Origin of the sequence: Nocardia sp. NPDC059236 (assembly GCF_042754085.1) — a bacterium.
Lineage (GTDB): Bacteria > Actinomycetota > Actinomycetes > Mycobacteriales > Mycobacteriaceae > Nocardia.
Window position 1 is genome coordinate 241951 of record NZ_JBHZAF010000001.1, and the last position, 26912, is coordinate 268862.

Genomic DNA, 26912 nt, shown 5'->3' on the forward strand with positions numbered 1-26912 from the left:
GGTCGACACAGCTACCGGAGCCGCCAGGTCGACGCGGACGTGACAGTGCCTGGCACCGGACCATTCCGCACAGGATCTGGTTCGGCAACTTCATCGTGGCTATCGCTCGTCATCTAGGACCATGACAACCGGTCGGGGTCGAGAACGGACGAAGGGCGTCATGAGCCGCTTCCGAGAGCGGCGAAGCGAGCGACAGCAGTCGTACCACTGTCTGCTTCGGCAGACTTCGCCGCTCAATCACCAGCGCAGCGGCTCGGCGGCAATCACTGAGTTGCCCGGCTGCACTGGACAAGTCACTCGACATCGAGGAACAGATATGTCCAGCAAAATGATCAAGTTCGTGGCCGCAATCGCTATTGCCCTGCCTCTGGGCGCTATCGCAGCTCCGGCAGCTTCGGCCGCGACGCCTAGTTCGACATCGACCGCGGTTACCCCCGCTGATGGATCAATTGCTATCTGCTTCCCCCTGGGCAGTGTGGTCTGGTGCATCTGAGACCACGGGGCTGACGCCTCCGCATAGTTGGAAGGAGCTGCGAGGATACTGTGGCATCCCCGGATTCCGGCTTCCCGGGGCCGGGGATGTCCCCATACTCACCGGACAGACACATTGAACGCGTCCACGCTACATCGCGGGTAACCGGTCTCCCTGGACGAGCTCTATGTCCAGTTCGATACGCACGGTGGTGCCCACCGCGGCGATGCCCGCCTGCACCATGACGTTGTAGTCGAGCGCGAAATCCTCCCGGTGCAAGAGGGTTTCGGCGTGGAAGGCCGCGCGGACGCCGCCCCACGGGTCGGGGCCGTAGCCCCCGTAGGTGACCGTGAGTTCGGTGGGGCGGGTGCGGCCGTGCAGGGTCAGGGCGCCCGGCATCGACCAGCCGGTAGGGCCGGTGCGGTGTAATCCGGTGCCACGGAAGGTGATCAGCGGATAGCGCTCGACATCGAGGAAGTCCGCCGACCGCAGGTGGTCGTCGCGCATGGCGATGCCGGTGTCGACGGTGGCGGCCTTGATTTCCGCGTATCCGGTAGTGCGCTCGAAGATCTCGGCAATGTCGAGTCGGCCGCCGACCTCGGCGAAGCGGGCCTTGATGCCGGCGATACCGAGGTGGCGAGCGGTGACCAGGACGGTGGAATGCGCCGGGTCGATGGTCCAGGGCCCCGGGGGCGGGGTGGTGACCGCGTCGGCGGAGCGTTCCAGGCGGATTTCGCCGAGAGTGCCCGCGCCGGTGGCCGAGATGCGGGCGATCAGCGCGACCGGCTGGTGGCCGGGTGCGGTGACGACCGCGGTGTGCGTGCCCGGGGGCAGCGGCGCGGTGGCCGCCGCCCCGGTCGCATCGGCGGCGGCCCGGGCGAGCTGGTGGCCGTCGAGGTCGGTGACGGTGAGTACCGCCCCTGCGACCGGCCAGCCCTCCGGATTGCGGATCTCGGCGGTCAGGCCGGTCACGACAACTCCGCGGCCGGATCGGAACTCGTTGCGTCGAGCTCGGTTTCGCCCTGTTCCGCCGGAACCCGTTCGGGCTCGGTGCTTTCCAGGTGGTAGCCGAGTTCCATGGAGTGCTCGACCTCGCCGCCGAGCACGGTCACCCGGCTGGTCACCGGCGGATAGCCGCGGGCGACGACGGTGTACGCGCCCGCGTCCAGATCGGTGAGCGTGTAGTGGCCGTCCACGTCGGTGCGGGTGGTCCCGACCGGCGTGCCCGCCGCGTCCAGCACGGTGACCTCAGCGTTCGCCACCGCCCGGCCGTCGCCCCGGACCGTGCCGGTGAGCGCCGCCGTCGGGGTCAGTTCGAGGTCGTAGCGCAGCAGGCCACCGGCGGGCACCACCAGTGCCGTGGCTGTCGGGCGCAGGCGTTCGGCCGCAGCCACCAGGGTGTACGTACCGGATCCGACGCCGTGACAGACATAAGCACCGTCGTCACCGGAGATGGCCGCGCCGACCACCTCGCCGTGCAGATCGGTCACCGTAATGGTCACGCCGGCAAGCAGTTCGCCGCCCGCGGTGCGCACGGTGCCGGACAGTTCGCCCGAACCCTCCAGCGTGAGATCCAGTTCCGGCGACCGCCCGTTGATCGACACGTTCACCGCGGTCGGCATGTGCCCGTTCGCCGAAGCGATGAGCACATAGCTGCCGGTAGCGGGCGAGTCGATGCGATAGCGGCCGTCGTCACCGCCGGTGGCGCGCGAAACCTGATGCCCGCGTTGATCGATCAGGGTGAGCGCCGCAGCGGGGACGGGGCTGCCGTCCGTCCGCTGGATCCGGCCGCCGATCGACGAGCCGTCCGCCCCGCCGAGTGCGGCGGTCGCGATCCGCTGCGCCATCGGGTCGTCGGCCGTCGCAGCCTGCTCACCGGCGAGCAGAGCGCGACCGTTCGCGATGACGCTGTGCCCATTGGCAATCGAGCTGTGCGCTGCCGCGGCCGCGGCCAGCACCGGCTCGGGCTGGGAGATCGCCTGGGCCGCACCCTCCCACACCTGGTCCTCGGCCCACTCGGCCTCGGCCTGCTGCGCCGCGATCGCCGGATCGGACTGCGCGGCCAGGGGATCGGTGGCCTGGGCCGGAGCGGCCGGGGCCTCCTGGAGCGGGATCTCCTTCATGAACAGCAGCACTATGCACGCCACCAGGGCCACTCCCGCCGCGGCCCAGAACACACCGTGCATCGAGTTGGTGAACCCGATCAGAATGGGGTCGCGCACCTGCGCCGGCAGCGCCGCGATGCCCGCGGTATTGGACTGCACGCTGGAGAGCTTGTCGGCCGAGAATCCGGGCGGCAGGTGTCCGCCGAACGCGTCGGTGATCTTGTGCGGCAACAGGTTGAACAGGATCGTCAGGAAGACCGCGACGCCCAGCGTGCCGCCGACCTGACGGAAGAAGGTCGCCGCCGCGGTCGACACACCCATATCCGAACGCGGCCCGGCATTCTGCACCGCGATGATCAGCGTCTGCATGCAGCCACCCAGGCCGAGACCGATGATGCCGCCGTAGACCAGCGGCTGCCACAGCGCGCTGTCGTACTGCACCGTCGCGTACAGCGCACCGCCGCAGGCGATGATGAACGTGCCCAGCACCGGCAGGATCTTGTACCGCCCGGTGCGCTTGGTGACCTGACCGGAGACCAGCGATCCGATCATGATGCCCGCCACCAGCGGCAGCATCAGCAGACCCGCCTTGGTGGGCGAGAAGCCGCGCACCACCTGCATGTACAGCGGGACCATGGAGATCGCGCCGAACATGGCGATACCGACGATGAAACCGCCCACGATGCACACCGTGAAGGTGGAATTCTTGAACAGCCGCAAGGGAATCAGCGCGGCGTCCGCCATCAGATGCTCGACGACGAGGAACAACACGAGGCCGACGAGCCCGATGGCGTAGCAGACCAGCGCCCTGCCCGAACCCCAGCCCCAGCCGCGGCCCTGTTCGGCGACGATGAGCAACGGCACCACACAGATGGCCAGCGCCACCGCGCCGCCCCAGTCCACCCGCAGGTCACGCCGCTGGTGCGGCACGTTCAGCACGCGCGCCACCACACCGAGCGCGAGTACGCCGATCGGCACGTTCACCAGGAACACCCAGCGCCAGCCCTCGATCCCCCACAGGTGGTCGAAGCCGGAGAACCAGCCGCCCAGCACCGGCCCGAGCACGGTGGCGATACCGAAGGTCATCATGAAATAGCCCTGGTAGCGGGCTCTTTCGCGGGGCGGAACGATATCGCCGATGATCGTCATGGCCAGCGACATGAGCCCGCCCGCGCCCAGGCCCTGGAAGGCTCGGTACCCCGCCAGCTCGTACATGGAGGTGGCGAAGGTGCAGGCCGCGGAGCCGATGACGAACAGCCCGATCGCGGTGAGGTAGAAGGACTTTCGCCCGTAGATGTCGGCCAGCTTGCCATAGAGCGGGGTGCTGATGGTGGCCGTGATCAGGTAGGCGGTGGTGGCCCAGGCCTGCTGGTCGAACCCGTGCAGGCTGTTGGCGATCTTGACGATCGCCACGCTGACGATGTTCTGGTCCAGCGCGGCCAGGAACATGCCCAGCAGCAGGCCGGACAGGATGGTGAGGATCTGCCGATGCGACAGTTGGGGTGGAGCGCCTGCCGGTGCGCCTGCGTGCGCGTCGGTCGTCGCTGTTGTCATGTGTCGATGCCCTGTTTCGAATCGATTGTTGCGGTGGTCTTTTCGATGCCGTCCACGAGCCGCGCCAGCAGACCGGTCAACGCTGCCCGGTCGGCGGTGGACCAGTCGGCCACCATTTCGGCGATCCAGAGATTGCGCAGCCGCCGGTTCTCGGCGAAGACGCGCTCCCCGTCGGCGGTGGCCTTGAGCACGCACGCGCGTCCGTCGATCGGATCGGCGCCGCGCTCGACCAGCCCGTGGCGCACCAGGTTCCGGCTCTGCCGGCTGATGGTGGAGATCTCGGCGTGCAGCAGCTCGGCGAGTTTCCCGGTGCGTTGCGGCCCGTCGTGGACCAGGGTGAACAGCATGGCGTAGGCCAGCTGTTCGAGTCCTTCGGGACCGTGTTTGATCACCCGATGCTTGGCCCGGCCGACGGCTCGGAGGAGCCGAACCAGTTGCGCCCCCAGCGCGTCGGCATCCCCCAGAGCCCCGGCGTCCGACAGGTCGGTGCTGGTATCAGGATCGTGGGTGGTGTGAGCCATTTTCGGTTCCTTCTCACACTTACTTAGCACGTGCAACTACTTGCGTGTGCCAACTATACCCACGTTCGCCCGCCGGATTCCAGTCCCGAGTTCGACTGCCATGGCTCCGGACCAGAAGCACGGCCGGGAAATTCGTGCGGTTGCAAACCCGCCAGGTGGAAACCGCCGGGTAGTGACAGACTTCCGATCATGAGTGCACAGGACGATTTCGAGCGGGTTGCGGCGGGGCTCGCCGACCGGGGCGTGACAGTCGCAAAGGTCTTCGGAAAGCCCGCCTACAAGGACGTCAACGGCAAGGCGTTCGCATGCCTTTTCCTGGATGCTCTGGCCTGCCGCCTGCTCGAAGGGACCGCCGAGCACAAGGAGGCGTTGGAGTTGCCCGGTGCCGAGCTGTTCGATCCGTCGTCGCGGCATCGGCCGATGAAGGACTGGGTGTGCGTGCCGCACGCGAACGCTGGTCGCTGGCTGGAATTCGCCGAGGCCGCCTACGGTCGTCCGCGCTGAGTAAGGCCCTCAACCGGTGGCGCGGCGGTGCTGGATCGCCCACCAGACCTGTAGTGCGGTGCCCGCGCCGCGCAGATCGGTCGCGGCGAGTTCCTCGAAACGGGACAGGCGGTAGCGAACGGTGTTGGGGTGCACGATGAGTCGCTCGGCGGTGGCGTCGACCCGCATGCCGGTGTCGAGGAAGCACTCGGCGGTGTCGATCAGGGTGCGAGCGGCCTCGCCGGAGCCGAGCGGGTCGAGGTAGCGGCGCACGAGTTCGGCGCCCAGCTCGGTGTCGGCGGCGATGGCGGGCAGCAACCCGACGCGATCGAGGTCCAGCGGGCCGGTGAGGTCGAACAGCTGGGCGGTGGCGAGGACCCGGGTGGCCAGGCGGAAGGAGCGGTCCAGGTCCGCGATGCGCGTGGCGGGGCCGTAGGCGATCAGGCGGGACCCCTCGAGCCTGCTGGAGTTTTCCACAAAGCCCGCGAGATCGCCGTCCACCGTGGTGGCGAACCCGCGTACGGTCGAAATACCTTGCAGGGCAGGAACTGTCGGTCCCTCATCCGCGCGGGACCGGTACGCGCGGTACTCACCGTCGACGTCGAGACCGAGCTGCTGGGCGCGAATCTGCAGCTCCGCGGGGCCGATCGTGCCCAGCAGCAGGGCGCGGGTGACCTCGGCGCGGAACTGCTCGTCATGGCGGGCCAGCGCGATCTCGACCTCGCGATGAGCGGAACTGAAGGCGATGGAGGCCTGGTCGACGAGGTCGAGGAGGTCGGTGATGGACTCCAGCAGCACGCGGTCGGGAACCTTGCCGGCATGGGCGGCCGCGGTCAGCTCGGCCAGGATCTCGCGCACCGCGATGCGCCAGCCGCTCTGCACATCGGCCAGTGAAACGCCCTGGCGGGCACGGGTTTCGCCGAAATCCCGCAGGGCGTCGAGATCGTCGGCCAGCAGCGGGCGGGAGTCGAGCAGTGCCCGGGCCAGCCGCTCCAGGATGGTTTCGGTGCTGCGTACCACGGTCGTCGCGGACAGGCGGGCGTAGACCGGCATCTCGGCGCGGGCGCGGGCGACCACGCGCTCGGACGCCTCGGGGACCCGGTCCAGGACTCCGGTGATCATCCGTTGTTTCGCGCTCACGCGACTCGAACTCATGGTGTCCCGACCCTACGACCGGTGTCTTGGAGAAATCAACAATCCGGCGACCTGGAATTGAACCCCATCTCCATGGCGCACGTCACAGTGCCCGCGAATACTCGTGACACCGACCACAGTTGTTCGACGAAGGGTTACCCGATGTACCTGACCCAGGGGCTGCACCGCGCCGCCCAGCAGCGGCCCGACGGCGTCATGACCATCTGCGGCGAGCGGACGCGCACCAATCGGGAGGTGCTGGATCGCGTGTCCCGGCTCGCCGGGGCCCTGCGCGGGCTGGGGGTCGCGCCGGGGGACCGGGTGGCCATGCTGTCGCTGAACTCGGACCGGTACCACGAGTACCTGCTCGCGGTGCCCTGGGCGGACGCGGTGCTCAACCCGGTCAATATCCGCTGGAGCGCCGCCGAAATCGCCTACAGCCTCGCCGATTCCGACAGCCGCGTCCTCCTGGTGGACGACGCCTTCGCGGCCCTGGTGCCCGCGCTGCGGGAGCGATACGACGGACTGGCCACGGTGATCCACTGCGGTGAGGGCGCGACGCCCGAGGGCATGGAGTCCTACGAGACGCTGATCGCCGCGGCCGAGCCCATCGCCGACGCCCGGCGCGGCGGTGACGCGCTGGCCGGAATCTTCTACACCGGCGGCACCACCGGATTCCCCAAGGGCGTCATGCTCAGCCACGCGAATCTGATGACCTCCGCGCTCGGCGGCGTCGCCACCGGCTACCTGATGTCCCAGGACACGGTGTTCCTGCACGCCGCGCCCATGTTCCACCTGGCGGATCTGGCCGGTTGGCTGGGTGTGCTCATCGTCGGCGGCACCCACGTGACGGTTCCGGCCTTCGACCCCGTGGCCGTGCTGAGTTCCATTCGGCAGCACCGGGTCACCTCGAGCGTGCTGGTGCCGGTCATGATCCAGCTGCTGGCCGATCACCCACAGGCGGCCGAATTCGACCTGTCCAGCGTCGAGCACCTCATGTACGGCGCGTCCCCGATCTCGGAGGCGGTGCTGGAACGGGCCATGCGGCTGTTCCCGCGCGCCGGATTCACCCAGGCCTACGGCCAGACCGAGGCCTCGCCCATCATCACCCTGCTCGGCCCCGGCGAGCACCGGGCCGGCCGATTGCGTTCGGCGGGAAAGGCGGTGCCGCACAGCGAAATCCGCATTGTCGACGGCGACGGGCAGGACGTGCCGGCGGGTGCGGTCGGCGAGGTGGTGACCCGCGGCGGCCACGTCATGCTCGGCTACTGGAACAAGCCCGACGAGACCGCCGCCGCCCTCCGCGCGGGCTGGCTGCACACCGGCGACGGCGGCTACCTCGACGCCGAGGGGTTCCTCCACATCGTCGACCGGTTGAAGGACATGATCGTGTCCGGCGGTGAGAACGTCTACTCCGCCGAGGTGGAGAACGCCGTCGCCGCGCACCCGGCTGTGGCCGCGGTCGCCGTCATCGGCGTCCCCGATGATGAATGGGGGGAACGAGTCCACGCGGTCATCGTCTGCAAGCCCGGCCATGCCGTGACCCCGGCCGAGATCCGCGATCACACCCGGCAGCTCATCGCCGGTTACAAGGCCCCGCGCAGCGTCGAGATCGTCGACGCCATGCCGGTGTCGGGAGCCGGAAAGATCCTGAAACGCGACCTGCGCGAACGGTATTGGGGAGACCACGCGCGCCTGGTCAACTGACGAGCCGAAACTCTAGTGGGTCGGCGATGCATCGCAGGCCGCGGGGCGGTCGGCGGCGGCGGTGAAGAACTGGCAGATCCAGCTCGGAACGATCTGCCAGGCACCGTCTTCGGGAACGAGCGGAATCTCGAGCGGCAACGCGTGCGAACCGAAACTCATGACGCCGGTCGCCACCAGCAGGCCGTGACGCAGGCGGTGGACATCGTGGATCTGGTAGCGGGTCGGTTGGATCGAGTTGTCGTTCGCCCACGCTTTCCTGATGTCGCCGTTCCTGTCCCCGGCGATGCGCAGTGTGGGCGTTCCCGCGACAGGATCGGTCCGCGCGGTGTCGCTCAGTTCCTGGTCGAGCTCCGCGGCCGTCGGGGCCGGTGGCTCAACGGCTTTGGGATCGGCGACCGGCACCGGTCCCGTGCCCGGGTAGAGCGCGTCGACGAGGTCGAACCACAGCAGGGCGGCATCGACCGGCAACAGCTGCCAAGTACCGGGACCAAATTGATTGATCGCGACCGCCACGGTGGCGTGCTTGTCCGGAAGGTAGCCCAGCTGGTCGGTGAATCCGAGGACCGCTCCGTTGTGCCCCAGCCACTGGCCCATTCGGGCGATGCCGAGGCCGTAGCCGATGTCCCCGCCGTCCAGCTGCGTGAATCGTGTTCGGGCCTGGAAGGTTTCGGGTTTCAGCAGCGTGCCGGTCGCGAGCTGGGGGCCGTAGGCGGCCAGATCCGAGATCGTGGAAACCATCGATCCGGCCGCGCCGTACAGCGACGGCGGCACCCGGTCGGTGACGTCGACGGCGGTGTTCTCGTCGAAGGAGTACCCGTCCAAGTGCGGTTCGGGGACGGTTGTATCCCGGGTATAGCTGGTCTCGCGCAGCCCGAAATCCTGTGCGGTGCTGTCGAGTACCGCCGCGACCGGTTTGCCGGTGACCTTCTCCAGGACCAGGCCCAGCAGGTAGAACTCCGAATTCGAGTAGCTGGTCTGCTGATTCGGCGGTTTCGCGCGTTCCGGATGCACGATGAGCGCGCGCAGGGTGTCACCGTCGTTCCACGCCTTGTCCGGCGTGTGCGCCAAAGCCTGGATGCCGAAATCCGTGTCGCCGTCGAGCTTCCAGACCCCGCCCCGCATCCCCAGCAGATCGGCGAGGGTGATGGTCGTCCCGTTCGGCACGCCCGGGACATACTGCTCGAGGGTGTCGGTGAGCCGCAGCCGCCCCGCGTCGGCCAGCCGCAGCACGGCCGCGGCCGTGAACGTCTTGGTGATGCTCCCGATCCGGAAATGGTCCCGCACCTGCGCCGTGCGGCCCGTCGCGGTGTCGGCGACACCGTACGCGTGGATATAGGTGCCCTTCGCCGGATCGACGATGGCGACCTCCGCGCCCGGAATCAGCCCCGCCGCCATATGCGTGGCCACGATCTCGTCGATGGTGCGCACCAGATCCGTATCCAGCGCCCGCTCACCGCCCCGGGTGGGCGAGGTGCACGCCGCCGCCGTCGACACCAGGCACACCGACAGAATCGCGACCGCCATCCGCACGGCTCCGCACCGCTGTGAAAACCCGATCCGCACGTTCGACCCCTTCGACCGAAGGTTCAAACGTAGCGCGGAGGTGTATTGGGAGCCAAGAGAATTCGAGCCTTCAACGGGCAGTGCATCGTTGCCGGCCGACCCGCACACTTCGGGCCGGGACACCCTGCGTGTCCCGGCCCGAAGTGTGCTGCGAAGCAGAAAGAACTACTGGCCGGTCTGGCAGACGCCGTTCAGGATCGCCGCGTTGTTGCCGACCAGCGCGACATCGCCCTTGGCCAGCGCGTCTGCGTAGTTGTCGATCGCCCACCGCTCCTGGCCGCTGGCGTCGATGGCGTGCAGGCGGTCAGCGACCTCCTGCTTCTGCTGCGGGCTCGGGCCGAGCGAACCGTAGCTGGCGAGGATGTCGTTGGCGGCCTGGCAGGCCGGGGTGAGGGCATTGGCGGTGCCGGCGGGCAGCACCAGCAGGGCGCCCACGGCGCTGGCGGCCAGCAGGGCGGAAGGCAGGATCTTGCGCATTCATTCACTCCCAAGAGATCGTGTGCGGTTGGCGCCTCCGAGTTTGCCCGATGCCCGCCGAAAATCGATCATCGACATCTGCTCAACGACACACCATCGGGGCTGATTAGGGAGAAATCCCCCAATGGTGTGCAGTTTGCACCGGGGCGGATCGTCTCGAGGCGGCGGGTGCGGCACGGTCCCGCGGTGTTCCCCGGCGGACCGTCCGCCCCGTCCGTTCCCGTCTGCTGCTGCCGATCCCGTTCGGCGATCCGTGCGAACAGCCGCACCACGACCTCCTCGAGCCGCAGGCCGAGCGATTCGGCCCGCAGCGCGGCCATCTCCAACGCGAAATCCTGGTCGGCGGGTGACGGGTCGCTCAGGATCTCGTCCAGCGCCATCCCGTCGATGGCCTGCTCCCGGGTCAGATCCCACCCCGGCAGCCAGCTCAACACCCACGTACCACCGCCGGAACCGAACACCAGATGCGCGGTCTCGGGCGTCACATCGCTGGTAATCGCGCGACCGGATATACGGAGCGCCATAGCCTTTCACCCTCTCGATCCCCTCGAAATCTACGGGTGCAGCCTTGAAGATCTCTATCGAATTGCTTGCCCCGCATTACAACCGAAGGTGTCCTCCGGCCCTGCGGTAGCGTGCGTTCCCCAAGATCAAGACTACTTGCCGTGGGCCGATGCGTAAAAGGCGCAATGATGTGAGGCGGGTACGGGGCACAGCGTCGGCATATGTTGCCGAGTCCACCAGGTCACGACGGCCGGAACAACCCGCCGTGACGGTGTGGAGCAGGGACTATGCCGGTCATCGGAGGCCTGCGAAGAGGTCGGTTTCCCGGGTGGGTACGGCGACGCGGTTGAAGTGGCGGACGAAGGATTCGGTGGCGAAGATCGTGTGCTGTAGTTCGGCGGGCAGCTGCAGGAACGGCACGCTGTCGCTCTGACTCGCGTGGGCCTCGAGCGCCTTGATCTTGCGCCGGGTATAGGGGGCCACGTCCACGACAGTCGTGATCTGATCCATGGGCGTGCCGAAGTTGTCCGGCGGCTCGAAGTCGATCAGGCCTCTCACCCGCAGATCCGCGAACATTTCGCGAGAGGATTCACGCGGAAGCGCCGTGTAGTAGAGCTTGTCCGGGATATCGGTTGCCGCTGCCGCCGCCACTGCGACACGGTTGGCCTGGATGTGGTCAGGGTGGCCATAGTTGCCGTTTTCGTCATAGGTAACGACCACCTGGGGGCGGTAGTGCCGCATGAGGTCCGCGAGTCGTGCTGCCGCCTGCTCGACCGGAATATTCCAAAAGGCCTCGGGGTCGTGGTTGGCGTCCCAGCCGTCCATCCCCGAATCGCGGTAGCCGAGCAGCTCGACGTGCTGGATGTCCAGCAGCGCAGCCGACTCCTGAAGTTCGGAAAGTCGTTGCGCCCGTACCGCATTCGGATCATGGCCCGGCAGGCCCGGCTTGATCCCGCCGGGCGCATCGCCCTGCTCGCCATTGGTGCAGGTCACCAGCACCGTCCGGATTCCTTCGGCGGCATACTGCGCGAAAACCCCACCGGTGCTGAGGACTTCGTCGTCCGGATGGGCATGTACGGCCATGATCGTCAGTTGGTCGGTCATGAGTCCCCATCCGTGTGTGCTCGGTGATTCGGTGCATTCACTCTACGAAGCAACACCGCGACTCGGAGCGGTGATTCCCGTGCGTCGAAATTCGAACGGCGACCGGTGCAGTGATCGGCACATGTACCCCGCGGTATCACCGGATGTTCGACACCATGAGTTGGTGGCGAGGGGACGGGTGCTTGTTGTCGATGCGCGTGCCGCGTCATTCGCGCTTGTCCGCCGCCGAGTCGAATCGGCCGATCTTGCATGAGGTACGTTCGAAAGGGGCACGCGACAGGAGGATTCAACGTGACTGCTGTGCACGGGATGTCGGTCGACATTCGGACACCGGACGGTGTCGCGGACGCGTACGTCGTCCATCCCGATGATGGCGCACCCCATCCGGGAGTGCTGGTGATCCAGGACGGGTTCGGGCTGCGGCCGAGCCTGCGGGCGCTGGCCGATCGTATTGCCGCCCACGGCTACACCGTCCTGCTGCCCAACGCCTTCTACCGGCACGGGCGCGCACCGGTGATCGAGCTGCCGGACTTCATCGACCCGTCGGAGCGGCCGGAGATCTTCCAGCAGGTCTTCCCGATGATCCGCGAGCTGACACCGGAGCGAATGCGTTCCGATGCGGGCGCCTACCTCGACTGGCTGGCAGCGTCGCCGCAGGTCGCCCCGGGCAAGGTAGGTCTCACCGGCTACTGCATGGGTGCCCGGCTGGCTGTGGTCATCGCCGCCATGTTCCCCGATCGGGTCGCGGCGGTGGCCGGATTCCACGGCGGACCACTCGTCACCGACAGTCCGGAAAGTCCGCACCTGACCGTCGGAAACATCACGGGGGAGCTGTATTTCGCCCACGCCGGCGAGGACCACCACATGACTCCGGAGCACATTGCCCAGTTCGACAAGGCACTCGATGCCGCCGGCGTCCGCCACCGCACCGAGGTCTACGAAGGCGTGCAGCACGGCTACACCCAGGCCGACACCTCCGCCCACGACGCCGAGGCCGACGAACGCCACTACCGCGAACTACTGGACCTGTTCGACCGCAACCTGCGCTGACACCCGATTCAGCTGAGCCCCAAGACCCTCGGTCCCATACGCGCGCCGCGTCCCACGATCCGCCACACAAGGAAGGTCATCGCTGTCGCGGATATTGCCGAACGCTTCCACCGTGACCAGCCCAGTTCCGCATGACGTTCCCGCTTCGCCGACGGCCGGTGGATGCCGAGCACGTCTGTCCCCGGCGATTCTCACAGGCGCACAAGCACTTCCGGGCCGTTCCGGCTCCAGCAGTCGTGCTCGGCGCGGCGGCGATCGAGGATATTGGCAGGATGCCGGGTCTCCGACGGCCCGGCCGCTCGGACGGGCGGCGCCGGAGTGCCGGCGCCGCCCGGTGCGGGTTAACCCACCAACTCGGGGACGCGCAGGTGTGCGAGCGCGAGTTCGAACTCACCGACGTCGGTCACATCCACGCCGGCCTGCTGGGTCGTGGATGCCCGGAGATCCGCGGCCTCCATGCTGTTGCGAGCCATGGCCTCGGCGCTGTCGAACGAGGCACTCGAGACAGTGGTCCCGGTTGCCCGATTGACCATGAGACTGGCACTGCAGAAGCCTTCCAGCCCTTCCATGCCCGGCAGGGCAGCAGATCGGTAGACGTTGATGGCCGAGTCGAGCCGATCCGGGGTAGTTCGGGTCCAGATCGCACGCACGCAGGCACCCTCCTGTGCGAGGTGGTCCCGATGCAGAACGGCGATATCCCATTCCTCGACCAGCGGGCCGCCACCCCCGAACATTTCGACCGCGCGATCGCGAATCGGGCGAACCCGACCCTGACTGTCACGCATCGCCTCTTCCGTTTCCCACGCGGTCGTGGCGATGCACCGGCCGGAGCGTCGGTCGACCATGAGCGACAGGCCCACCCAACCGGGCATGTCCGCCAATTCGGACATCACTTCATCGCGCATGTAGGCAATCCCGGCATCAATAGAGGACAGCTGCGCTTGAATCGTGCTAGAGCGTGCGAACACGTTCGATCCACCTCCTCTGAGCGGGGGCAGCGCCTCGGTGACGCCACCGACGCCCCTCAGCCTGCCCCGGCAAGATCGCTGTGGCAATAGCCTGTCGGCAAACGCCCGGCAGCCATGGGTGAACAGTGGAAACAGATCACCCGGCGCCGCCCCGGTGTCTGAGCGGCAATCCCGACTTCCGGTGTATGTGGGCCGACGGCGGCGTGGTCGCAGTACCGCCGATTTGACGAATGCAGCTGCGAGACCTGGAAAAAGGCAGAGAGCGAACGGTTCTCGTGCAAACCGGCATGGTGCACTCCGGGCCGCACCGCGGCTGGCTGGTGACGCAGTTCTTGCTGCCGGTGAAGATCCGCGGCCGTTATCCCGCAGCTTCCTGCTCTCGGCGGACTGCGGCTTCGTAGGCGGCAGTCAGTTCCGATAGGACGCCGTCGGTTGGGGGCGGTGCGCCGTGTAGGTGGATGGCACGGAGTTCGGCCATGAATCGCTCCCACAGTGCGGGGCCGCCGGCGGCGAGGAGTTCGGCTCGCACGGTCAGCTCCGGGGTCGTATCGAGCCAGCGTGCGCCCCAACCGCCGAGTTGAGCCATGACCGGCACGAGCTGGATCGCCGCTTCGGTGAGGTGGTATTCCACCTTCTGCCGGTGGCTCGGATCGTTGTCGCGGGTGAGCAGGCCCGCGTCGACGAGTTTCGACAGGCGAGCCGCGAGGATGTTCGAGGCGATGCCCTCGATGGATCCGGAGAGCAATTCGCGGAAGTGAGTGGCGCCGCTGAACATGATGTCGCGCAGGACGATCAGACTCCACCGGTCCCCGAGCAGCTCGACCGTCATATTGATCGGGCAGCCCGACTTGCCCGGGGGCGTCGTCAGCTTGTCATGAGCAACTGGTTGCACCATGAGATCAGTCTAGGTACAGTCCGAACTGATTGCAGATTGCAACCAGAAGGGATTGTCGATGGCGCAGATGGTTCGGGTTCACAATTTCAATCTCTCCAGCGATGGGTACGGCGCCGGTGAGGGGCAAAGTCTCGCGCACCCGTTCGGTGATGCCGACGCGACCGCGCTGTTCTCCTGGTCCGGCGCCACCGCTCACGCGCCCACCCGGACCGAGCCCGGCGGCAGCTACGGCCTCGACGACTACTGCACCCGGGAATGGCACCGCAACATCGGCGCAGAAATCATGGGCCGCAACAAATTCGGTCCCCAACGCGGCCCGTGGGAGAACTACGAGTGGGAAGGCTGGTGGGGAGAGGAACCGCCCTTCCACACACCGGTATTCGTCCTCACCCACCATGTACGGCCGTCGATCACCCGGGGCGCCACCACATTCCACTTCCTGAACACATCGCCGAAGGATGCCCTGGAACAGGCGCTGGAGGCCGCCGACGGCAAGGACGTTCGCATCGGCGGCGGCGTGGCCACAGTCCGCCAATTCCTCGACGCCGACCTCATCGACACCCTCCATTTCGCCGTCGCACCAGTCGAATTCGGCCACGGCGAAAGACTGTGGACAAGCCCCGACGAACTCACCGACCGCTTCCACCTGGAGCAGATCCCGAGCCCGAGTGGCGTGACGCACCACTTCTTCTGGCGCCGATAGGTCGGATCAGCCGACGGTGCCGCCCGGGCGCATAGGGCGGCACCGAGTCCGACGCGGTCCCGCCGACAGCGGCAGCGGTGACGTTGCAGGACACTCAAGTGATGGCTAATCGCTGGGTTGGGGTGACCATCGACTGCGTCGACGTCGAACGGGTGGCGGGCTTTTGGAGTGCGCTGCTGGATCGGCCGCGAGGGCCCTCCGAACCCGGCTGGGTCTATCTCGGAGATCCCGGAGATCAGCAGCCTCGCGTTGTTTTCCAGCCAGTGGCCGAGCCCAAGCATGGCAAGGTGCGCGTGCATCTTGATGTCGCAGTGGACGATATCGATCAGGGGATCGCCCAGGTTGTCGCGCTCGGTGGAAGGTGGACAGGGGAGCGGCACGACTATGACGAGGGTGTAGTCGTCGTGATGGCTGATCCCGAGGAGCATGAATTCTGTCTGGTCCAGTACCGCTCGTAGTTCGGGGCTGACCCGACTGATCGCGGTTGAACGGATCATCCCACCGATGACGGATTCGATGACCAATTCAATGCCCTACTGCGAGATGCCAAGTCCCTGTTAAAGTTCGCCGCCGTCTTTGTTTCGGGGGTGGCGGGGATTCGACAAGAGGAATGGGTTGGGGATGAAGCGTGTGTTCGGGGTGGGGTCGGCCGGCGCGGCGGCGTTCGCGATGGCAGTGGGTGTAGCAGGTGCCGCTCCCGGCGATGTGAGCAACGGCGACCCGAATGTGCTTGCACAACAGCAGATCCGGCACGTGTCGGTAGGAGTGGACATCCCATCCGACATGTGGGTCTTCTCGCCCCCGGCCGCCGGACTCGCCTGCTACTGGGGTTACGTGCCATACCCCGGCTATGACGCCCAGGGCAAGCCGTATTCGCCGTGGACGGACACACTTCACGTGGTCGGCCCCGGCGGCTGGACCGAACACCTCGACCCCGGTTCGGTGATCGAAACCAACTGCTACATGCACCGATCCGGAGTGTAAACCGGCACCGGTGGATCAGGTGGCCTGTGCGGCGAGTGCTCGCGTCCAGAACTCGATCACGACCTCGACGGAGGATTCGATCGTGTGGCCGTCGAGTGGCTCGAGCACGACACCGTGGATCTGCGCCTCGACCGCTTGAATCAGTAGCAGCGCGGTCAATGCGGGATCGGCTCCGGCCGCACCGAGACGGCTGAGGTGAAAAGCGACCTCGCCGGCCAGCATTTGCTCGAACTGTCGCAGCTTCGCCGTGCTGGCGGGAGTGCGAGGCGCCTGCTCGTAGAGCAGCCGATGCATGTGCGGCGCGGCAGTGTGCAAGCGGGCGACCGCAGTGATCAGCCGTCGTACGGTGTCGGCCAGAGGTGGCTGCTCGCTGCGTAATTGGGCTGCTTCGGCCAGCAGGTCCTGGGCGCCGTCGCGGAGATGGCGTTCGGCCAGGGCGTAGAGCAGCGCGTCCTTGTTGGGCACGTAGTGGTAGAGCGTCCCGATGGACACGCCGGCGAGCTCTGCCACCTTGTTGGTGGTGGTCGCGGCGTAGCCGTGCTGCTGGAAAAGTCGAGCAGCCGCATCGAGGATCGCGTCGAAGGTGAACTCCGATCGCTGCTGGCGCGGTGTATTACGGGGTGTCGACATGGGCTCCCGAAACCGAGTTGTCAGAACCGAGGATTACTCGAATTATTGTGACATGCACGGCATCTACCTCGCCTTTCTTCCCGCTGACCTCCGGCACGGCCTGCAACTCCGACCCGGGTCGACATGGTGGCGATGGCGTGGCGCGCGCATCCACATCGAGCGCGTTCCCCGACCGCAGGCGCGCGTGCGGATGCTGCTGGTGCACGGTGGTGGCGGACATTCGGCGCTGATGTGGCCGTTCGCTGCCTTGGCCATCGCTCAGGGCTTCGAGGTATCGGCGCTAGACCTGCCGGGGTATGGCCGCACCGAGGTGGGATCGCCTCGGGCAGTGCGTTATTCGGACTGGGTGGACTGCGTTGCCGACCTGGTCCGGGCTGAGAAGGCGGCCGATCCGCGCCCGTTGGTCGTGTTCGGGGCCAGCATGGGCGGGATGCTCGCCTACGAGGCGGCGGCCCGCACCGGGATGGTCGACGCGATCGCTGCCACCTGTCTCCTCGACCCTCGATCGCCGCGAGTCCGTAGCTCTATCGGGAGATACCACTGGCTCGGCCGCTACGGCACACGGCTGCTCGTCCCCGCGATCGACCGTGTCCGGGTGCCGATGCGATGGGTCGCCAACATCACGGCAATGTCCAGCCTTCCCGACCTCACCGCCACCGTCATCGCGGATCCCCGGGGCGGGGGAGTCCGGATACCGCTGGGCTTCCTGCGCACCTACGTGCGAACAGCCCCACTGGTCGAGCCGGAGAACTTCGCCGCCTGCCCGGTGTGGCTGCTGCACCCGGGCGCAGACCGCTGGACACCATTGGCGCTCAGCGAAACGTTCTTCGACCGACTCGCTGCCCCGAAACACCTTGTCGTCCTGGACGATGCAGGCCATTACCCAGTGGAAGACCCCGGAATCCGCCAGCTGACCACAGCATTGGCGGACATCCACCACCAGATTGCCGCCGCACCTGACCGAGATGGCATCGGAACACCGGCCAGCTGACCGCCACCGAGGAGACGGACTCGATTCCGTGGCTCGCGACTCCCCGCCGACGGACCTACCGTGATCTTCCTCGACCGTTTACCTTGGCGTTCAGGGGCAGTTGGTGGCCAATGGCGCACCACGCAGCGCGGAATCGATCAGCTGCTGCAATGCACCGTCGATCGGCTCTTGGCCGTGGGAGACCGTACGGCCGGGGCAGAAGGATTGGATACTGACATTGGTCGCACCCGGCAGCGGGCTCTTCTCCGCCCCAGCGTTGTCGGAGGAGAAGTGGTAGGCGATCAGGCCCGACGGCACCGCGGGATCCGCATTGAGCCGAGTCAGGAATACCGAACCCGGCACCAGATCTTGGCAACCCGGGGACACCCCGGAGCATAGGGTTCCGAGGTCGTCACCTTGTTCGGGTGTGCCGTAGTCGATGTAGGTTCCGACCGAATCGAATCCGCCGAGGAATTTCACATAGGCCCGCTGTGCGAGACCGCCCATGGAGTGACCGACCAGATCCACCCGTCGCGCCCCGGTCTGTCGACGGATATCGGCGACCTTGTCGGCGACGGCCTGCGCTGACTCCGAGATCGGTGCTGTCCCCGTAGGATTCCCGGCCAGCACCATCGAAAAGGTGGAATATCCGCGTGCATCGAGCCAACCCTGGAGGCTCTCCAACCGCGCCTGATCCGCATAGATGCCGCCGATCACCAGGACCGGGTCCCGGTCACCGCCTTCGGCTGCCGCGGTCCCGACGTGCCCCGTGACCAATCCTGTTGCCGCGCACAGCAGGACGATGCCTGTGCGTGCGATCTGCCTGAAGGAGTACATCGGCCCGCTTTCGTTGAAGATCTGACTGCCGTTCTACCACCGCAGTTATCAGTGTGCCGGGTCGGTGCAGTCCATCCGAATTTCTCGAGTGCGTTGCAGTGTGACGGCTTGGCTTCAGAGCCTAGGCATCGACCTGACGGCCCAACCGGTCGCCGAGATCCTGTGCAAACAGCAGAAAGGCCCGGCGGAAGCCGGGCCGGATCTGGTCGAACTCTGATACGCGATACTGGGATCGAACCAGTGACGCGCACGTCAGCTGCATACCCGATGTACAGCGAAAATAGCTTGCTGTCAGTAACTTTCGCGAAGATGCGGCGTTGCACCGGTCTGATGGGTACCGCCAACCAGCTTCCGCTCCACCACGGCGACGGTCTGCCCAGCATCGACGAGCCGGCCAGGGGGCGGTCCTGCCTGCCCCGCTCCGACGATGATGGCGTCGAACGCCATTGCCTCAGTCGACATTCGGCCTTACAGGCTCATGGCCAGAGCGACGATGACGAAACCGCCGCCCACCGCGAGGACGTCTTCAGCCAACGCCACCGGAAGGTCGCGGCCGCCGGTCCGCTCGACCAGCAGTCGCCGCGTGTGGAACCCGCCCAGTGTCCCGATTACCGCGCCGACCACGCCGCATACCAGCCCGGTGAAGGTGTGGTGCCACCCGGCGCCAACGACAGCACCGGCGAACGCGCCGGTGACGATCCGGGCCAGGAACTGCGACGATACCGTCCGCGGCGGGGTCGAAGGCAGTTGACCGGTGACCAGCTCGACCACCAGCAGGATGGTCAGCACGGTCACGGCGACCGGGTGTGCGATCCAGCTGGCCCAGGTATCCGCCACCGGCAACCAGCCGAGCGCGGCACCCCAGGCCACCACCGCGGGTGCAGTGAGCGCCCGCAGGCCCGCAACTACACCGATAAGCAGGGCTGACAGCAATACCAGCGCGTGTGTCATGTAGCCCTCTTCTCGTGCAAGTGGGTGAAGGAGTATCCGCCGTTGACCGGGATCGTCTGGCCGGTGACCCAGCTGGCCGCGTGCGAACGGGATGCGAGCGGGTCTGCTAACACGTGAGCAGCCCTGCTGAGATGACCACGAGCGACCGAGCGCGGTGCGTCGTATGCCGCTCAGACCTGCGAATCTTCCACCCCCGACGTCGTCGGCGCCGCAGGTGCGGCGGCGTTGCCTCGGCAGTGGACGTAGCCATCGAGTTCGATGATCATGACGCGCTCGTCGTGCTGGTTCGAGAGTTCCCCCTGGACGCGGACTTTCGCTCGCCCGCTCCGCCTCGGCGCGACCTCAGCGATCGTGACCCGGCCCGTAAGGGTGTCTCCGGGGTGGACCGGTTTCGGCAGCGTCATGCCCCTGATGTCGCGTCCGGCGACGACGGCCCATCGCGAGTAGACGCCGGCCACGGCGAGTCGTTGGAACACGCACAGAGTGTGTAGGCCGCTGGCGATCACACCGCCGAAGTGTTCGCCATCGCCGACATGGATCGCCAGCGGATCCCACTGCTGCGCGAACGCGCGGATGGCCTCCTCGGTCAGGCTGTATCGGCCGAGTTCCTGCGTGACACCGATTATCTCGGTGAGGTCCTCGGCGTAGAGGCGCTCGCCGGTGGACTGGTTTCCGTTCATGGGATATCTCCTTGGCGTGGCTCAGTGAGGAGACACGGTGGACGGCGGTGACGTCGACGGCGAGGATCACTTGGTTGGCGGACCACTGACCACAGCAACCAGATGATCCTCGCCGGCCTATCCGGCAGGCGCCGTCGTCACCGGGTGTACAGATCGCGGGCGATGATCATCTTCTGGATCTGCGGTGTGCCGTCACCGATCTGGTAGCCCGACACGTCGCGCAGCATGGCCTGCAACGGCATTTCCTCGGACCAGCCGATGTGGCCGTGCAGGACGACGCAGTCGTTGACGGCGGCCATCGCGACCTGCGGAGCCCACCACTTGAGCATCGCCGCCTGGGCGGTGTGCGGCTCGCCCGCCATGCGCAAGCCGAGGGTCTGATAGGCCAGCGCCCGGACCGCGGTGATGTAGGTGCTGTGCTCGGCCAGCGGGAACTGCACACCCTGGTTCACCGCCAACGGCTGCCCGAAGGTGGTGCGCTGCTTGGTGTATTCCACTGTCATGTCGACGGCGCGCTGCGCGGTGCCGATCACCATGAGCCCGATCAGAGTTCTGGTGAGGTCGAATTCGCGCATGATCCCGTGGAAGCCGGTGCCCGGTTCCATCATCACGGCGGAGTCGGGCACGAAGGTGCCGTCGAAGGTGAGCGCGCCGCGGCCGATGGGCTTGCAGCCCGGGTCGTGGAACCCCTGACGCGCGATGGTCGGATCATCCAGCGGCACCACGAAGGCGCCGATTCCCTTGGCACGCTTGCCCGGATCGGTCTGCGCGATGACGGCGGCGACATCGGCGTGCGGGGCCTGGGTGATGGAGGACTTCTCGCCGTACAGTTTCCAGCCGCCCTCGACCCGCTCGGCGCGGCAGGTCAACGCGGAGGCGTCGGAGCCGGTGCCGGGTTCGGTGAGTGCGGTGCAGCCGATGGCTTCACCGGAGATCAGTTTGGGCAGCCACTCCTCGCGCACCGCCGCCGGGGCGTGTGCGGCGAAGAAGCTGGTCTGCACATTGACGAAGAAGTACGCCAGCGCCATGGTCGAGCAGGCGTAGCCGATTTCTTGGGCGCCGATCCCGAGGGCGAGCAGGTCCGCGCCCTGTCCGCCGTATTCCTCCGGCACGGCCAATGCGGTGAGACCCGCGGCGGCCAACTCCCGCAGCTCCGCGCGCGGGTATTGCGTGCTCGCGGCCCGTTGCAGCTGGCCGGGAGTGAACTTCTCGCGGGCGAACTTGCGGACGTTGTCGCGGAAGACGAGGTGATCCTCGTCGAGGATGAATGCGTTCATGATGGTCCGATCTGGTTGCAGGAGTAGGTGATTCAGCGGCCGACGAGGCTGCCGTTCTCGGCGGCGGCCACCACCGAGGCGGGCGGGGAGAATCGAGGGCCGTAGGCGGCGGCGAGTTCGCGGGCCCGGGCGACGAATCCGGCGGGGCCGCCCTGGTAGGTGTTGATGAACGACAGCGCACCGCCGGTTCCGGCCGGGAATCCGCCCATGACCGAACCGACATTGGCCGTGCCCGCGGATTCGACGATGCCCTCCTCGAGGCAGGCGACCACCTCCAACGCCACCCGGAACAGGTAGCGGTCGCGCAGATCCTGGAACGGGATGTCCCGGGCAGGTCCGAACGCCTCGCGCAAACCCGGCCACAGCCCGAGGCGCTTGCCGTCCGCGTAGTCGTAGAAGCCCGCGCCGGCGGCACGGCCCAGGCGCCCGAATTCGTCGACCATGCGGACCACGACGCCCTCGCCCGCGGTGCGGTTGTCCGCGCTACCCGCCGCGGCTTCCCGGTCGGCGATGATCTGCCGGGACAGCGACAGGCTCACCTGGTCGAGCACCAGTAGCGGCTGGGTCAGCATGCCGTTCTGGAGCGCCGCCTGTTCGATGGAGGTGGCAGGCACGCCATCGGCCACCATCTCGCACGCCTCGAATGTGGCCGCCATGAACAGGCGCGTCAGGTAGAAGCCGCGACCGTCGTTGACCACGATCGGTGTCTTGTTGATCATGCGGACGGCATCCACCGCGCGCGACACCGTTTCCCGGTCGGTCAGAGCACCCTTGACCACCTCGACCATCGGCATCCTGTCCACCGGCGAGGAGAAGTGCATGCCGATGAACGCCTCCGGCCGGGTGACTCCCTCGGCGAGTCCGGTGATCGGAATCTGCGAGGTGTTCGACGCCAGCAGCGCACCGCCGTCGAGGACCGGCTCGACCTGGCCGTAGGTCTTCTTCTTCAGTTCGGGGTCCTCGAACACGGCCTCGATCATCAGATCCGCACCGGCGAGGTCGGCGTCGTCGGCCGTCGGGGTGATGCGGGCGAGCAGATCGTCGGCGCGCTGCTGGGTCCAGCGGCCCTTGGCGACCGCGGCCTCGACCAGGGTGCGAGAATACGTCTTGCCGTGTTCGGCTGCCTCCAGCGAGATGTCCTTGAGGGCTACGGCCACACCGGCTTTGGCGTATTCGTAGGCGATACCCGCGCCCATCATGCCCGCGCCGATCACCGCCACCTTGGTCGGACGGAAAGGCGCCGTCCCGGCGGGGCGATCAGTGTTCCGATTCACCTGCTGCAGGTCGAAGAATGCCTGAATCCCGTTGGCGGTCAGCGGATTCATCGCCAGGTTGACCAGGTACCGGGTCTCGATCGTGGACGCTGCGGTGAAGTCGACGAGGCTGCCCTCGACCGCGGCGGCGATCAGGTTGCGTGGGGCCGGCAGATCGGCGCCCTTGAGCTGCTTGCGCACGGTGGCCGCCAGCGCCAGCACCTGCTGCGACAGCTCGGCCTCGGTGGCCCGCCCGCCCGGGAGGGGGTAGCCCTTGCGGTCCCACGGCTGTACGGGAGCCGGGTTGGCTGCGATCCACGCCCGCGCGGCGGGCAGCAATTCGGCATCGGTGCCGACCACCTCGTCGACCAGCCCGGCCGCGAGCGCCTTGCGCGGGCTGAACTTGGTGCCCTTCAGCAGCACGTTCATCAACGCGCCCGCCAAGCCGAACATGCGCACGGTGCGCACCACGCCGCCCGCGCCGGGAATCACACCGAGGGTCACCTCGGGCAAGCCGATCTGAATTCCTGAACGGTCCACAGCAATTCGGTGGTGTGTGGCCAACGCGAGTTCGAGGCCACCGCCGAGCGCGGTGCCGTTGATTGCGGTCACGACCGGCTTGCCCAGGCGCTCCAGGCGACGCAGCAGCGCCTTCGCCCCGTCGAAGAAGGCGGCGATCTGTACCGCGTCCGCGCTCTGGAACAGTGGCCCGACCTCCTTGAGATCCGCTCCGGCGCTGAAGATTTCTTTGCCAGAGGTGATCACGACACCCGCGTAGGTCTCCCGTTCGGCCTCCAGGCGGTCCACGGTGACGGCCAGCGACTGCCGGAAGGCGGCATTCCAGGTGTTGGCGGTCTGGGAGGGATCGTCCACAGTCAGCACCACGATGCCGTCCGCACCGAGTTCCCAGCCGATGATCTTCTCGCTCATTGTCTTTCAAGTCCTCTCTGGTGCAGGCGGATCAGCTCAGGCGCTCGACGATGGTGGCGATGCCGATGCCGCCGACCGCGCAGAGCGTGACCATGCCGTAGCGTTTGCCGGTGCGCTCGAGTTCGTCGATGACGGTGCCGAGCAGCATGCCGCCGGTCGCGCCGAGCGGGTGCCCCATGGCGATGGCGCCACCGTTGACGTTGATCTTGTCCACGTCGATGTCGAACTGCCGGGCGAAGGTCAGCACCACGGCCGCGAACGCCTCGTTGACCTCGATCAGGTCGATGTCGTCGATGCTCAGTCCGGCCTTGTCCAGCGCCTTGCGGCAGGCCGGGTAGGGACCGGTGGAGCCGATCGACGTATCGGATCCGTGGACCGCGGTGACCACGATCCGGGCGCGCGGGGTGAGCCCGAATTCCGCACCGACACGGGCGTTTCCGATAGCGAGCAGCGACGCGCCGTCCACGATGCCCGAAGAATTGCCCGCGGTGTGCACGTGCTCGATGCGCTCGAGCTCGTGATAGCGCTGCAGCGCGACGGCGTCGAAGCCGCCGTGCTCACCGATGGCCGCGAACGCGGGCTTCAACGCGCCCAGCGACTCCACGGTGGCGTCCGGGCGAATCAGTTCGTCGTGGTCGAGCACGACGACACCGTTGAGGTCCGCGACGGGCACCACGGAATCCTTGAACCGGCCTTCGGCCCACGCTCGGGCGGCGTTCTGGTGCGAGCGCGCGGCGAAGGCGTCGAGATCGGTGCGGCCGAACCCGTATTTGGCCGCCAGCAGATCCGAGGCCGGTCCCTGCGGAATGATCGGGGTGCGCTGGTAGGCATTGGGATCCGAGGCGACGACCATGCCGCCGTCGGAGCCCATCGGAACCCGGGACATGGATTCGACGCCACCGGCGAAGATGAGGTCTTCCCAGCCCGAGGCGATCTTCTGGGCGGCGGTGTTCACCGCTTCGAGTCCCGAAGCGCAGTACCGGTTGAGCTGCACGCCCACCGCGGTCTCGCCCAATCCCGCACGCAGTACCGCCATTTCGGCGATGCCGAAACCCTGCTCACCGACCGCGCTGACACAGCCCAGGATCACGTCGTCGATCCGGTCCGCGTCGATGCCCGCATTGCGCCGCAGCAGTTCCCGGATCAGGCCGGTGGCGAGCTCCACCGGCGCGATCGTGTACAGCCCACCGGTCGGCTTGCCCAGACCTCGCGGGGTGCGAATCGCGTCGTACACGAATGCTTCTGTCGTCATTGCTCTCTTTCTTCCGTTCTGTCGCTTCGACGCGACGGTTCATACGATTGGAAATGCCTGAGCGGCAGCATGTTCAGGTCCGGTCGCGCGTGTAGAGCCCATCGATCTCGCTCGCGTATTTCTCGGCGATGACGGCGCGGCGCAGCTTCATCGTGGGAGTGATCTCGTCGCTGCCGAGTGCCCAGAAGACCGGCAGCACGGTGTAGGCCTTCACCTGCTCGACCCGTGACAGTCGCGCGTTGGCGACGGCTACGGCCGCGTCGAGCCGGCGGCGAACGGCCGGATCGGCCGCCAGCACCTGCGGCGACCCCTCGACGCCGTGCTCGGCGGCGAATACAGCCGCCGCCTCAGGCTCGAGGGTGATCAGCGCGGTCACATATTTGCGCCGATCGCCGATGGCCACCACGGAACCGACCAGCGGGCTCGCCGCACGGATCGCGTTCTCGATATTGGTGGGCGACATGTTCTTGCCCGCGGAATTGATGATCAATTCCTTCTTGCGATCGACGATGCTGACATAACCGTCGGCATCGATGACTCCGATATCGCCGGTGTACACCCAGCCGTCGGCGTCGACGGCCTCGGCGGTGCGGACCGGGTCGTTGCGGTAACCCTTCATCGATCCGGGGGTGCGGACCACCAATTCACCGTCCTCGAGGCAGCGCACCTCGACCCGGTTCAGCACCGTGCCGACGGTGCCCACCCGCTGCGCACCCGGACGATTGGACGTCGCCAGACCGATCTCGGACATACCCCACGCCTCGGCCACCGGAATCCCCAGCGCCAGCAGGAATTCCAGGGTCTCCGGGGTGATCGGCGCGGCACCGGTATAGGCAATACTCATCTGGTCCAAACCGATTCGTTCCCGCAGCCGCGTCAACACCAGACGCTCGGCCAGCAGATACCGCAGCCGCAGCGTCACGGAGATCGATCGGCCCGCGAGATCCGCGGCGACCTTGCGCCGGCCGACCTCGAGCGCCCACGCGGCCACCGCACCGCGCCGGCCGGTCTGTTCGGCGAGTGCGGCATGCACCGCCGCCTCGATCTTGTACCAGAGCATCGGCACGGTGATGAACACCGTCGGCCGCACCATCGGCAGAGCGGCCGCGAGGTTCTTGCTGTCGGCCACCGTGTACACCGCCGCACCGGTGACGGCGGGCATGTAGTGGGCTACCCACCGGTTGATGGCGTGCGCATCGGGAAGATAGGACACGACCCGCCCACCGCAACCCGCCGCGAACTCCGGGATCCCCAGCATCGCTTCGGTGCCGAAGACGGCGTTGCGATGCGACATCTCCACACCCTTCGGCGCCCCGGTGGTGCCGGATGTGTAGATGATGGTGATCGTGTCGTCCGCTCGAACCGCGCGCCACCGGGATTCGAAATCGAACTCGGGATCGCCCAGAGCTTCGAGCTCGGCCAGCGTCATCGTGCCCGCCGGGGCGTCATCGAGGCAGATCACGTGCTCGACCAGGCTGTCCGCCTTGGCCTCGAGCACACCCGCCAGGAACTGTTTTTCGCACACGACGACACGGTTCGCCGCATTTTCGAACAGGTAGGCGATCTGCGCCGGAGCGTTGGTGTTGTAGACCGAGAAGGGGATCGCGCCGAGGTGGTACGCGGCGGCGTCGATCAGGTGGAACTCGGGCCGGTTGGTGAGCATGATCGCGACCGTGTCACCGTGCTCGACACCCAGTGCCGCCAGCCCCGCCGCGAGCCGGCGCACGCGAGCACCGTATTCACCCCACGTCAACGCGGTCTTGCCGTCGAGTGTGCGCAGCGCGAGATCTCCGGCCCGAGTCGCGCAGGTGCGCTGGAACAGCTCGCACAGCGACTTCGCCTGCGACAGCTGTGAAGGGGTGTCCGTGGTGCTCATGACGGTCAGTGTGCTGTGGTAGCGGAACTGCA

The 26912-nt window shown here is 67.0% G+C and carries 26 protein-coding genes; 7 read left to right on the forward strand and 19 right to left on the reverse strand.

The window, feature by feature from the left end; translation table 11 throughout:
• Positions 1-622: 622 nt before the first annotated feature.
• The 3 genes from ACFXIV_RS01300 to ACFXIV_RS01310 are packed head-to-tail and all read right to left on the reverse strand — an operon-like array spanning position 623 to position 4652.
• Positions 623-1444: a YceI family protein gene (locus ACFXIV_RS01300; RefSeq protein ID WP_379395533.1), complete on the reverse strand. Its 822-nt coding sequence runs from the start codon at positions 1442-1444 to the stop codon at positions 623-625.
• Positions 1441-4131: an MFS transporter gene (locus tag ACFXIV_RS01305; RefSeq protein ID WP_379395531.1), complete on the reverse strand. Its 2691-nt coding sequence runs from the start codon at positions 4129-4131 to the stop codon at positions 1441-1443. Before ACFXIV_RS01305 ends, ACFXIV_RS01300 begins: the two co-directional genes overlap by 4 nt.
• Entirely contained in the window at positions 4128-4652 is a 525-nt protein-coding gene (locus tag ACFXIV_RS01310; protein WP_364619058.1) for a MarR family transcriptional regulator, read from the reverse strand. Before ACFXIV_RS01310 ends, ACFXIV_RS01305 begins: the two co-directional genes overlap by 4 nt.
• A 189-nt stretch (positions 4653-4841) precedes the next feature.
• Between ACFXIV_RS01310 and ACFXIV_RS01315 the strand changes: the two genes are divergently transcribed.
• Positions 4842-5156, forward strand: coding sequence for a hypothetical protein (locus ACFXIV_RS01315; protein WP_379395529.1), 315 nt, complete (start codon positions 4842-4844; stop codon positions 5154-5156).
• Positions 5157-5165: 9 nt separating this feature from the next.
• Here the strand turns inward: ACFXIV_RS01315 and ACFXIV_RS01320 are convergent, their stop codons facing one another.
• Positions 5166-6290: a PucR family transcriptional regulator gene (locus ACFXIV_RS01320; RefSeq protein ID WP_379395527.1), complete on the reverse strand. Its 1125-nt coding sequence runs from the start codon at positions 6288-6290 to the stop codon at positions 5166-5168.
• Positions 6291-6431: 141 nt separating this feature from the next.
• Here ACFXIV_RS01320 and ACFXIV_RS01325 point away from each other — a divergent pair, with 141 nt between their 5' ends.
• Complete coding sequence (locus tag ACFXIV_RS01325) at positions 6432-7976, forward strand: long-chain fatty acid--CoA ligase (RefSeq protein ID WP_379395718.1); 1545 nt, start codon at positions 6432-6434, stop codon at positions 7974-7976.
• A gap of 12 nt (positions 7977-7988) precedes the next feature.
• On the opposite strand, the gene ACFXIV_RS01330 is transcribed toward ACFXIV_RS01325, so the two are convergent.
• The 4 genes from ACFXIV_RS01330 to ACFXIV_RS01345 all read right to left on the reverse strand — a co-directional run bounded on the left by ACFXIV_RS01330 (position 7989) and on the right by ACFXIV_RS01345 (position 11624).
• The gene (locus ACFXIV_RS01330) at positions 7989-9500 is read right to left on the reverse strand and encodes a serine hydrolase domain-containing protein (RefSeq protein WP_379395525.1); all 1512 of its coding nucleotides are present in this window, start codon (positions 9498-9500) and stop codon (positions 7989-7991) included.
• Between the two features lie 204 nt (positions 9501-9704).
• The gene (locus ACFXIV_RS01335) at positions 9705-10016 is read right to left on the reverse strand and encodes a hypothetical protein (protein WP_364619070.1); all 312 of its coding nucleotides are present in this window, start codon (positions 10014-10016) and stop codon (positions 9705-9707) included.
• A gap of 68 nt (positions 10017-10084) precedes the next feature.
• Entirely contained in the window at positions 10085-10540 is a 456-nt protein-coding gene (locus tag ACFXIV_RS01340; RefSeq protein ID WP_379395523.1) for a hypothetical protein, read from the reverse strand.
• Between the two features lie 274 nt (positions 10541-10814).
• Positions 10815-11624: a PIG-L family deacetylase gene (locus tag ACFXIV_RS01345; RefSeq protein ID WP_379395521.1), complete on the reverse strand. Its 810-nt coding sequence runs from the start codon at positions 11622-11624 to the stop codon at positions 10815-10817.
• Between the two features lie 291 nt (positions 11625-11915).
• On the opposite strand from ACFXIV_RS01345, the gene ACFXIV_RS01350 reads away from it, so the two are divergent.
• Positions 11916-12674: a dienelactone hydrolase family protein gene (locus ACFXIV_RS01350; protein ID WP_379395519.1), complete on the forward strand. Its 759-nt coding sequence runs from the start codon at positions 11916-11918 to the stop codon at positions 12672-12674.
• Between the two features lie 341 nt (positions 12675-13015).
• Here the strand turns inward: ACFXIV_RS01350 and ACFXIV_RS01355 are convergent, their stop codons facing one another.
• The gene (locus ACFXIV_RS01355; protein ID WP_379395517.1) at positions 13016-13642 is read right to left on the reverse strand and encodes a hypothetical protein; all 627 of its coding nucleotides are present in this window, start codon (positions 13640-13642) and stop codon (positions 13016-13018) included.
• Positions 13643-14000: 358 nt separating this feature from the next.
• Entirely contained in the window at positions 14001-14537 is a 537-nt protein-coding gene (locus ACFXIV_RS01360) for a winged helix-turn-helix transcriptional regulator (RefSeq protein ID WP_379395515.1), read from the reverse strand.
• Positions 14538-14595: 58 nt separating this feature from the next.
• Here ACFXIV_RS01360 and ACFXIV_RS01365 point away from each other — a divergent pair, with 58 nt between their 5' ends.
• The 3 genes from ACFXIV_RS01365 (at position 14596) to ACFXIV_RS01375 (ending at position 16224) form a co-directional block, all read left to right on the forward strand.
• The gene (locus ACFXIV_RS01365) at positions 14596-15240 is read left to right on the forward strand and encodes a dihydrofolate reductase family protein (protein ID WP_379395513.1); all 645 of its coding nucleotides are present in this window, start codon (positions 14596-14598) and stop codon (positions 15238-15240) included.
• Between the two features lie 77 nt (positions 15241-15317).
• On the forward strand, positions 15318-15698 hold the full coding sequence (locus tag ACFXIV_RS01370) for a VOC family protein (protein ID WP_379395511.1): 381 nt from the start codon (positions 15318-15320) through the stop codon (positions 15696-15698).
• Between the two features lie 163 nt (positions 15699-15861).
• Positions 15862-16224: a hypothetical protein gene (locus tag ACFXIV_RS01375; RefSeq protein WP_379395509.1), complete on the forward strand. Its 363-nt coding sequence runs from the start codon at positions 15862-15864 to the stop codon at positions 16222-16224.
• A gap of 15 nt (positions 16225-16239) precedes the next feature.
• On the opposite strand, the gene ACFXIV_RS01380 is transcribed toward ACFXIV_RS01375, so the two are convergent.
• Entirely contained in the window at positions 16240-16854 is a 615-nt protein-coding gene (locus ACFXIV_RS01380) for a TetR/AcrR family transcriptional regulator (RefSeq protein ID WP_379395507.1), read from the reverse strand.
• 52 nt (positions 16855-16906) lie between these two features.
• On the opposite strand from ACFXIV_RS01380, the gene ACFXIV_RS01385 reads away from it, so the two are divergent.
• Positions 16907-17845 carry an alpha/beta hydrolase gene (locus tag ACFXIV_RS01385; protein WP_379395506.1) on the forward strand — a complete coding sequence of 313 codons (939 nt, stop codon included), beginning with the start codon at positions 16907-16909 and terminating at the stop codon, positions 17843-17845.
• 90 nt (positions 17846-17935) lie between these two features.
• On the opposite strand, the gene ACFXIV_RS01390 is transcribed toward ACFXIV_RS01385, so the two are convergent.
• From ACFXIV_RS01390 to ACFXIV_RS01425, 8 genes are all read right to left on the reverse strand, one after another.
• Positions 17936-18661 carry an esterase/lipase family protein gene (locus ACFXIV_RS01390; RefSeq protein ID WP_379395505.1) on the reverse strand — a complete coding sequence of 242 codons (726 nt, stop codon included), beginning with the start codon at positions 18659-18661 and terminating at the stop codon, positions 17936-17938.
• A gap of 291 nt (positions 18662-18952) precedes the next feature.
• Positions 18953-19108 (reverse strand): hypothetical protein, encoded by a 156-nt coding sequence (locus ACFXIV_RS01395; RefSeq protein ID WP_379395735.1) that lies wholly within the window; start codon positions 19106-19108, stop codon positions 18953-18955.
• A gap of 21 nt (positions 19109-19129) precedes the next feature.
• The gene (locus tag ACFXIV_RS01400; protein ID WP_379395504.1) at positions 19130-19612 is read right to left on the reverse strand and encodes a DUF4126 family protein; all 483 of its coding nucleotides are present in this window, start codon (positions 19610-19612) and stop codon (positions 19130-19132) included.
• A 170-nt stretch (positions 19613-19782) separates the two neighbouring features.
• The gene (locus tag ACFXIV_RS01405) at positions 19783-20292 is read right to left on the reverse strand and encodes a MaoC/PaaZ C-terminal domain-containing protein (RefSeq protein WP_379395502.1); all 510 of its coding nucleotides are present in this window, start codon (positions 20290-20292) and stop codon (positions 19783-19785) included.
• 137 nt (positions 20293-20429) lie between these two features.
• Positions 20430-21569, reverse strand: coding sequence for an acyl-CoA dehydrogenase family protein (locus ACFXIV_RS01410; RefSeq protein ID WP_379395500.1), 1140 nt, complete (start codon positions 21567-21569; stop codon positions 20430-20432).
• A 32-nt stretch (positions 21570-21601) separates the two neighbouring features.
• On the reverse strand, positions 21602-23752 hold the full coding sequence (locus tag ACFXIV_RS01415; protein ID WP_379395498.1) for a 3-hydroxyacyl-CoA dehydrogenase NAD-binding domain-containing protein: 2151 nt from the start codon (positions 23750-23752) through the stop codon (positions 21602-21604).
• 31 nt (positions 23753-23783) lie between these two features.
• Positions 23784-25004 (reverse strand): acetyl-CoA C-acetyltransferase, encoded by a 1221-nt coding sequence (locus ACFXIV_RS01420; RefSeq protein WP_379395496.1) that lies wholly within the window; start codon positions 25002-25004, stop codon positions 23784-23786.
• Between the two features lie 73 nt (positions 25005-25077).
• Positions 25078-26880: an AMP-dependent synthetase/ligase gene (locus tag ACFXIV_RS01425; protein WP_379395494.1), complete on the reverse strand. Its 1803-nt coding sequence runs from the start codon at positions 26878-26880 to the stop codon at positions 25078-25080.
• Between the last annotated feature and the right edge of the window lie 32 nt (positions 26881-26912).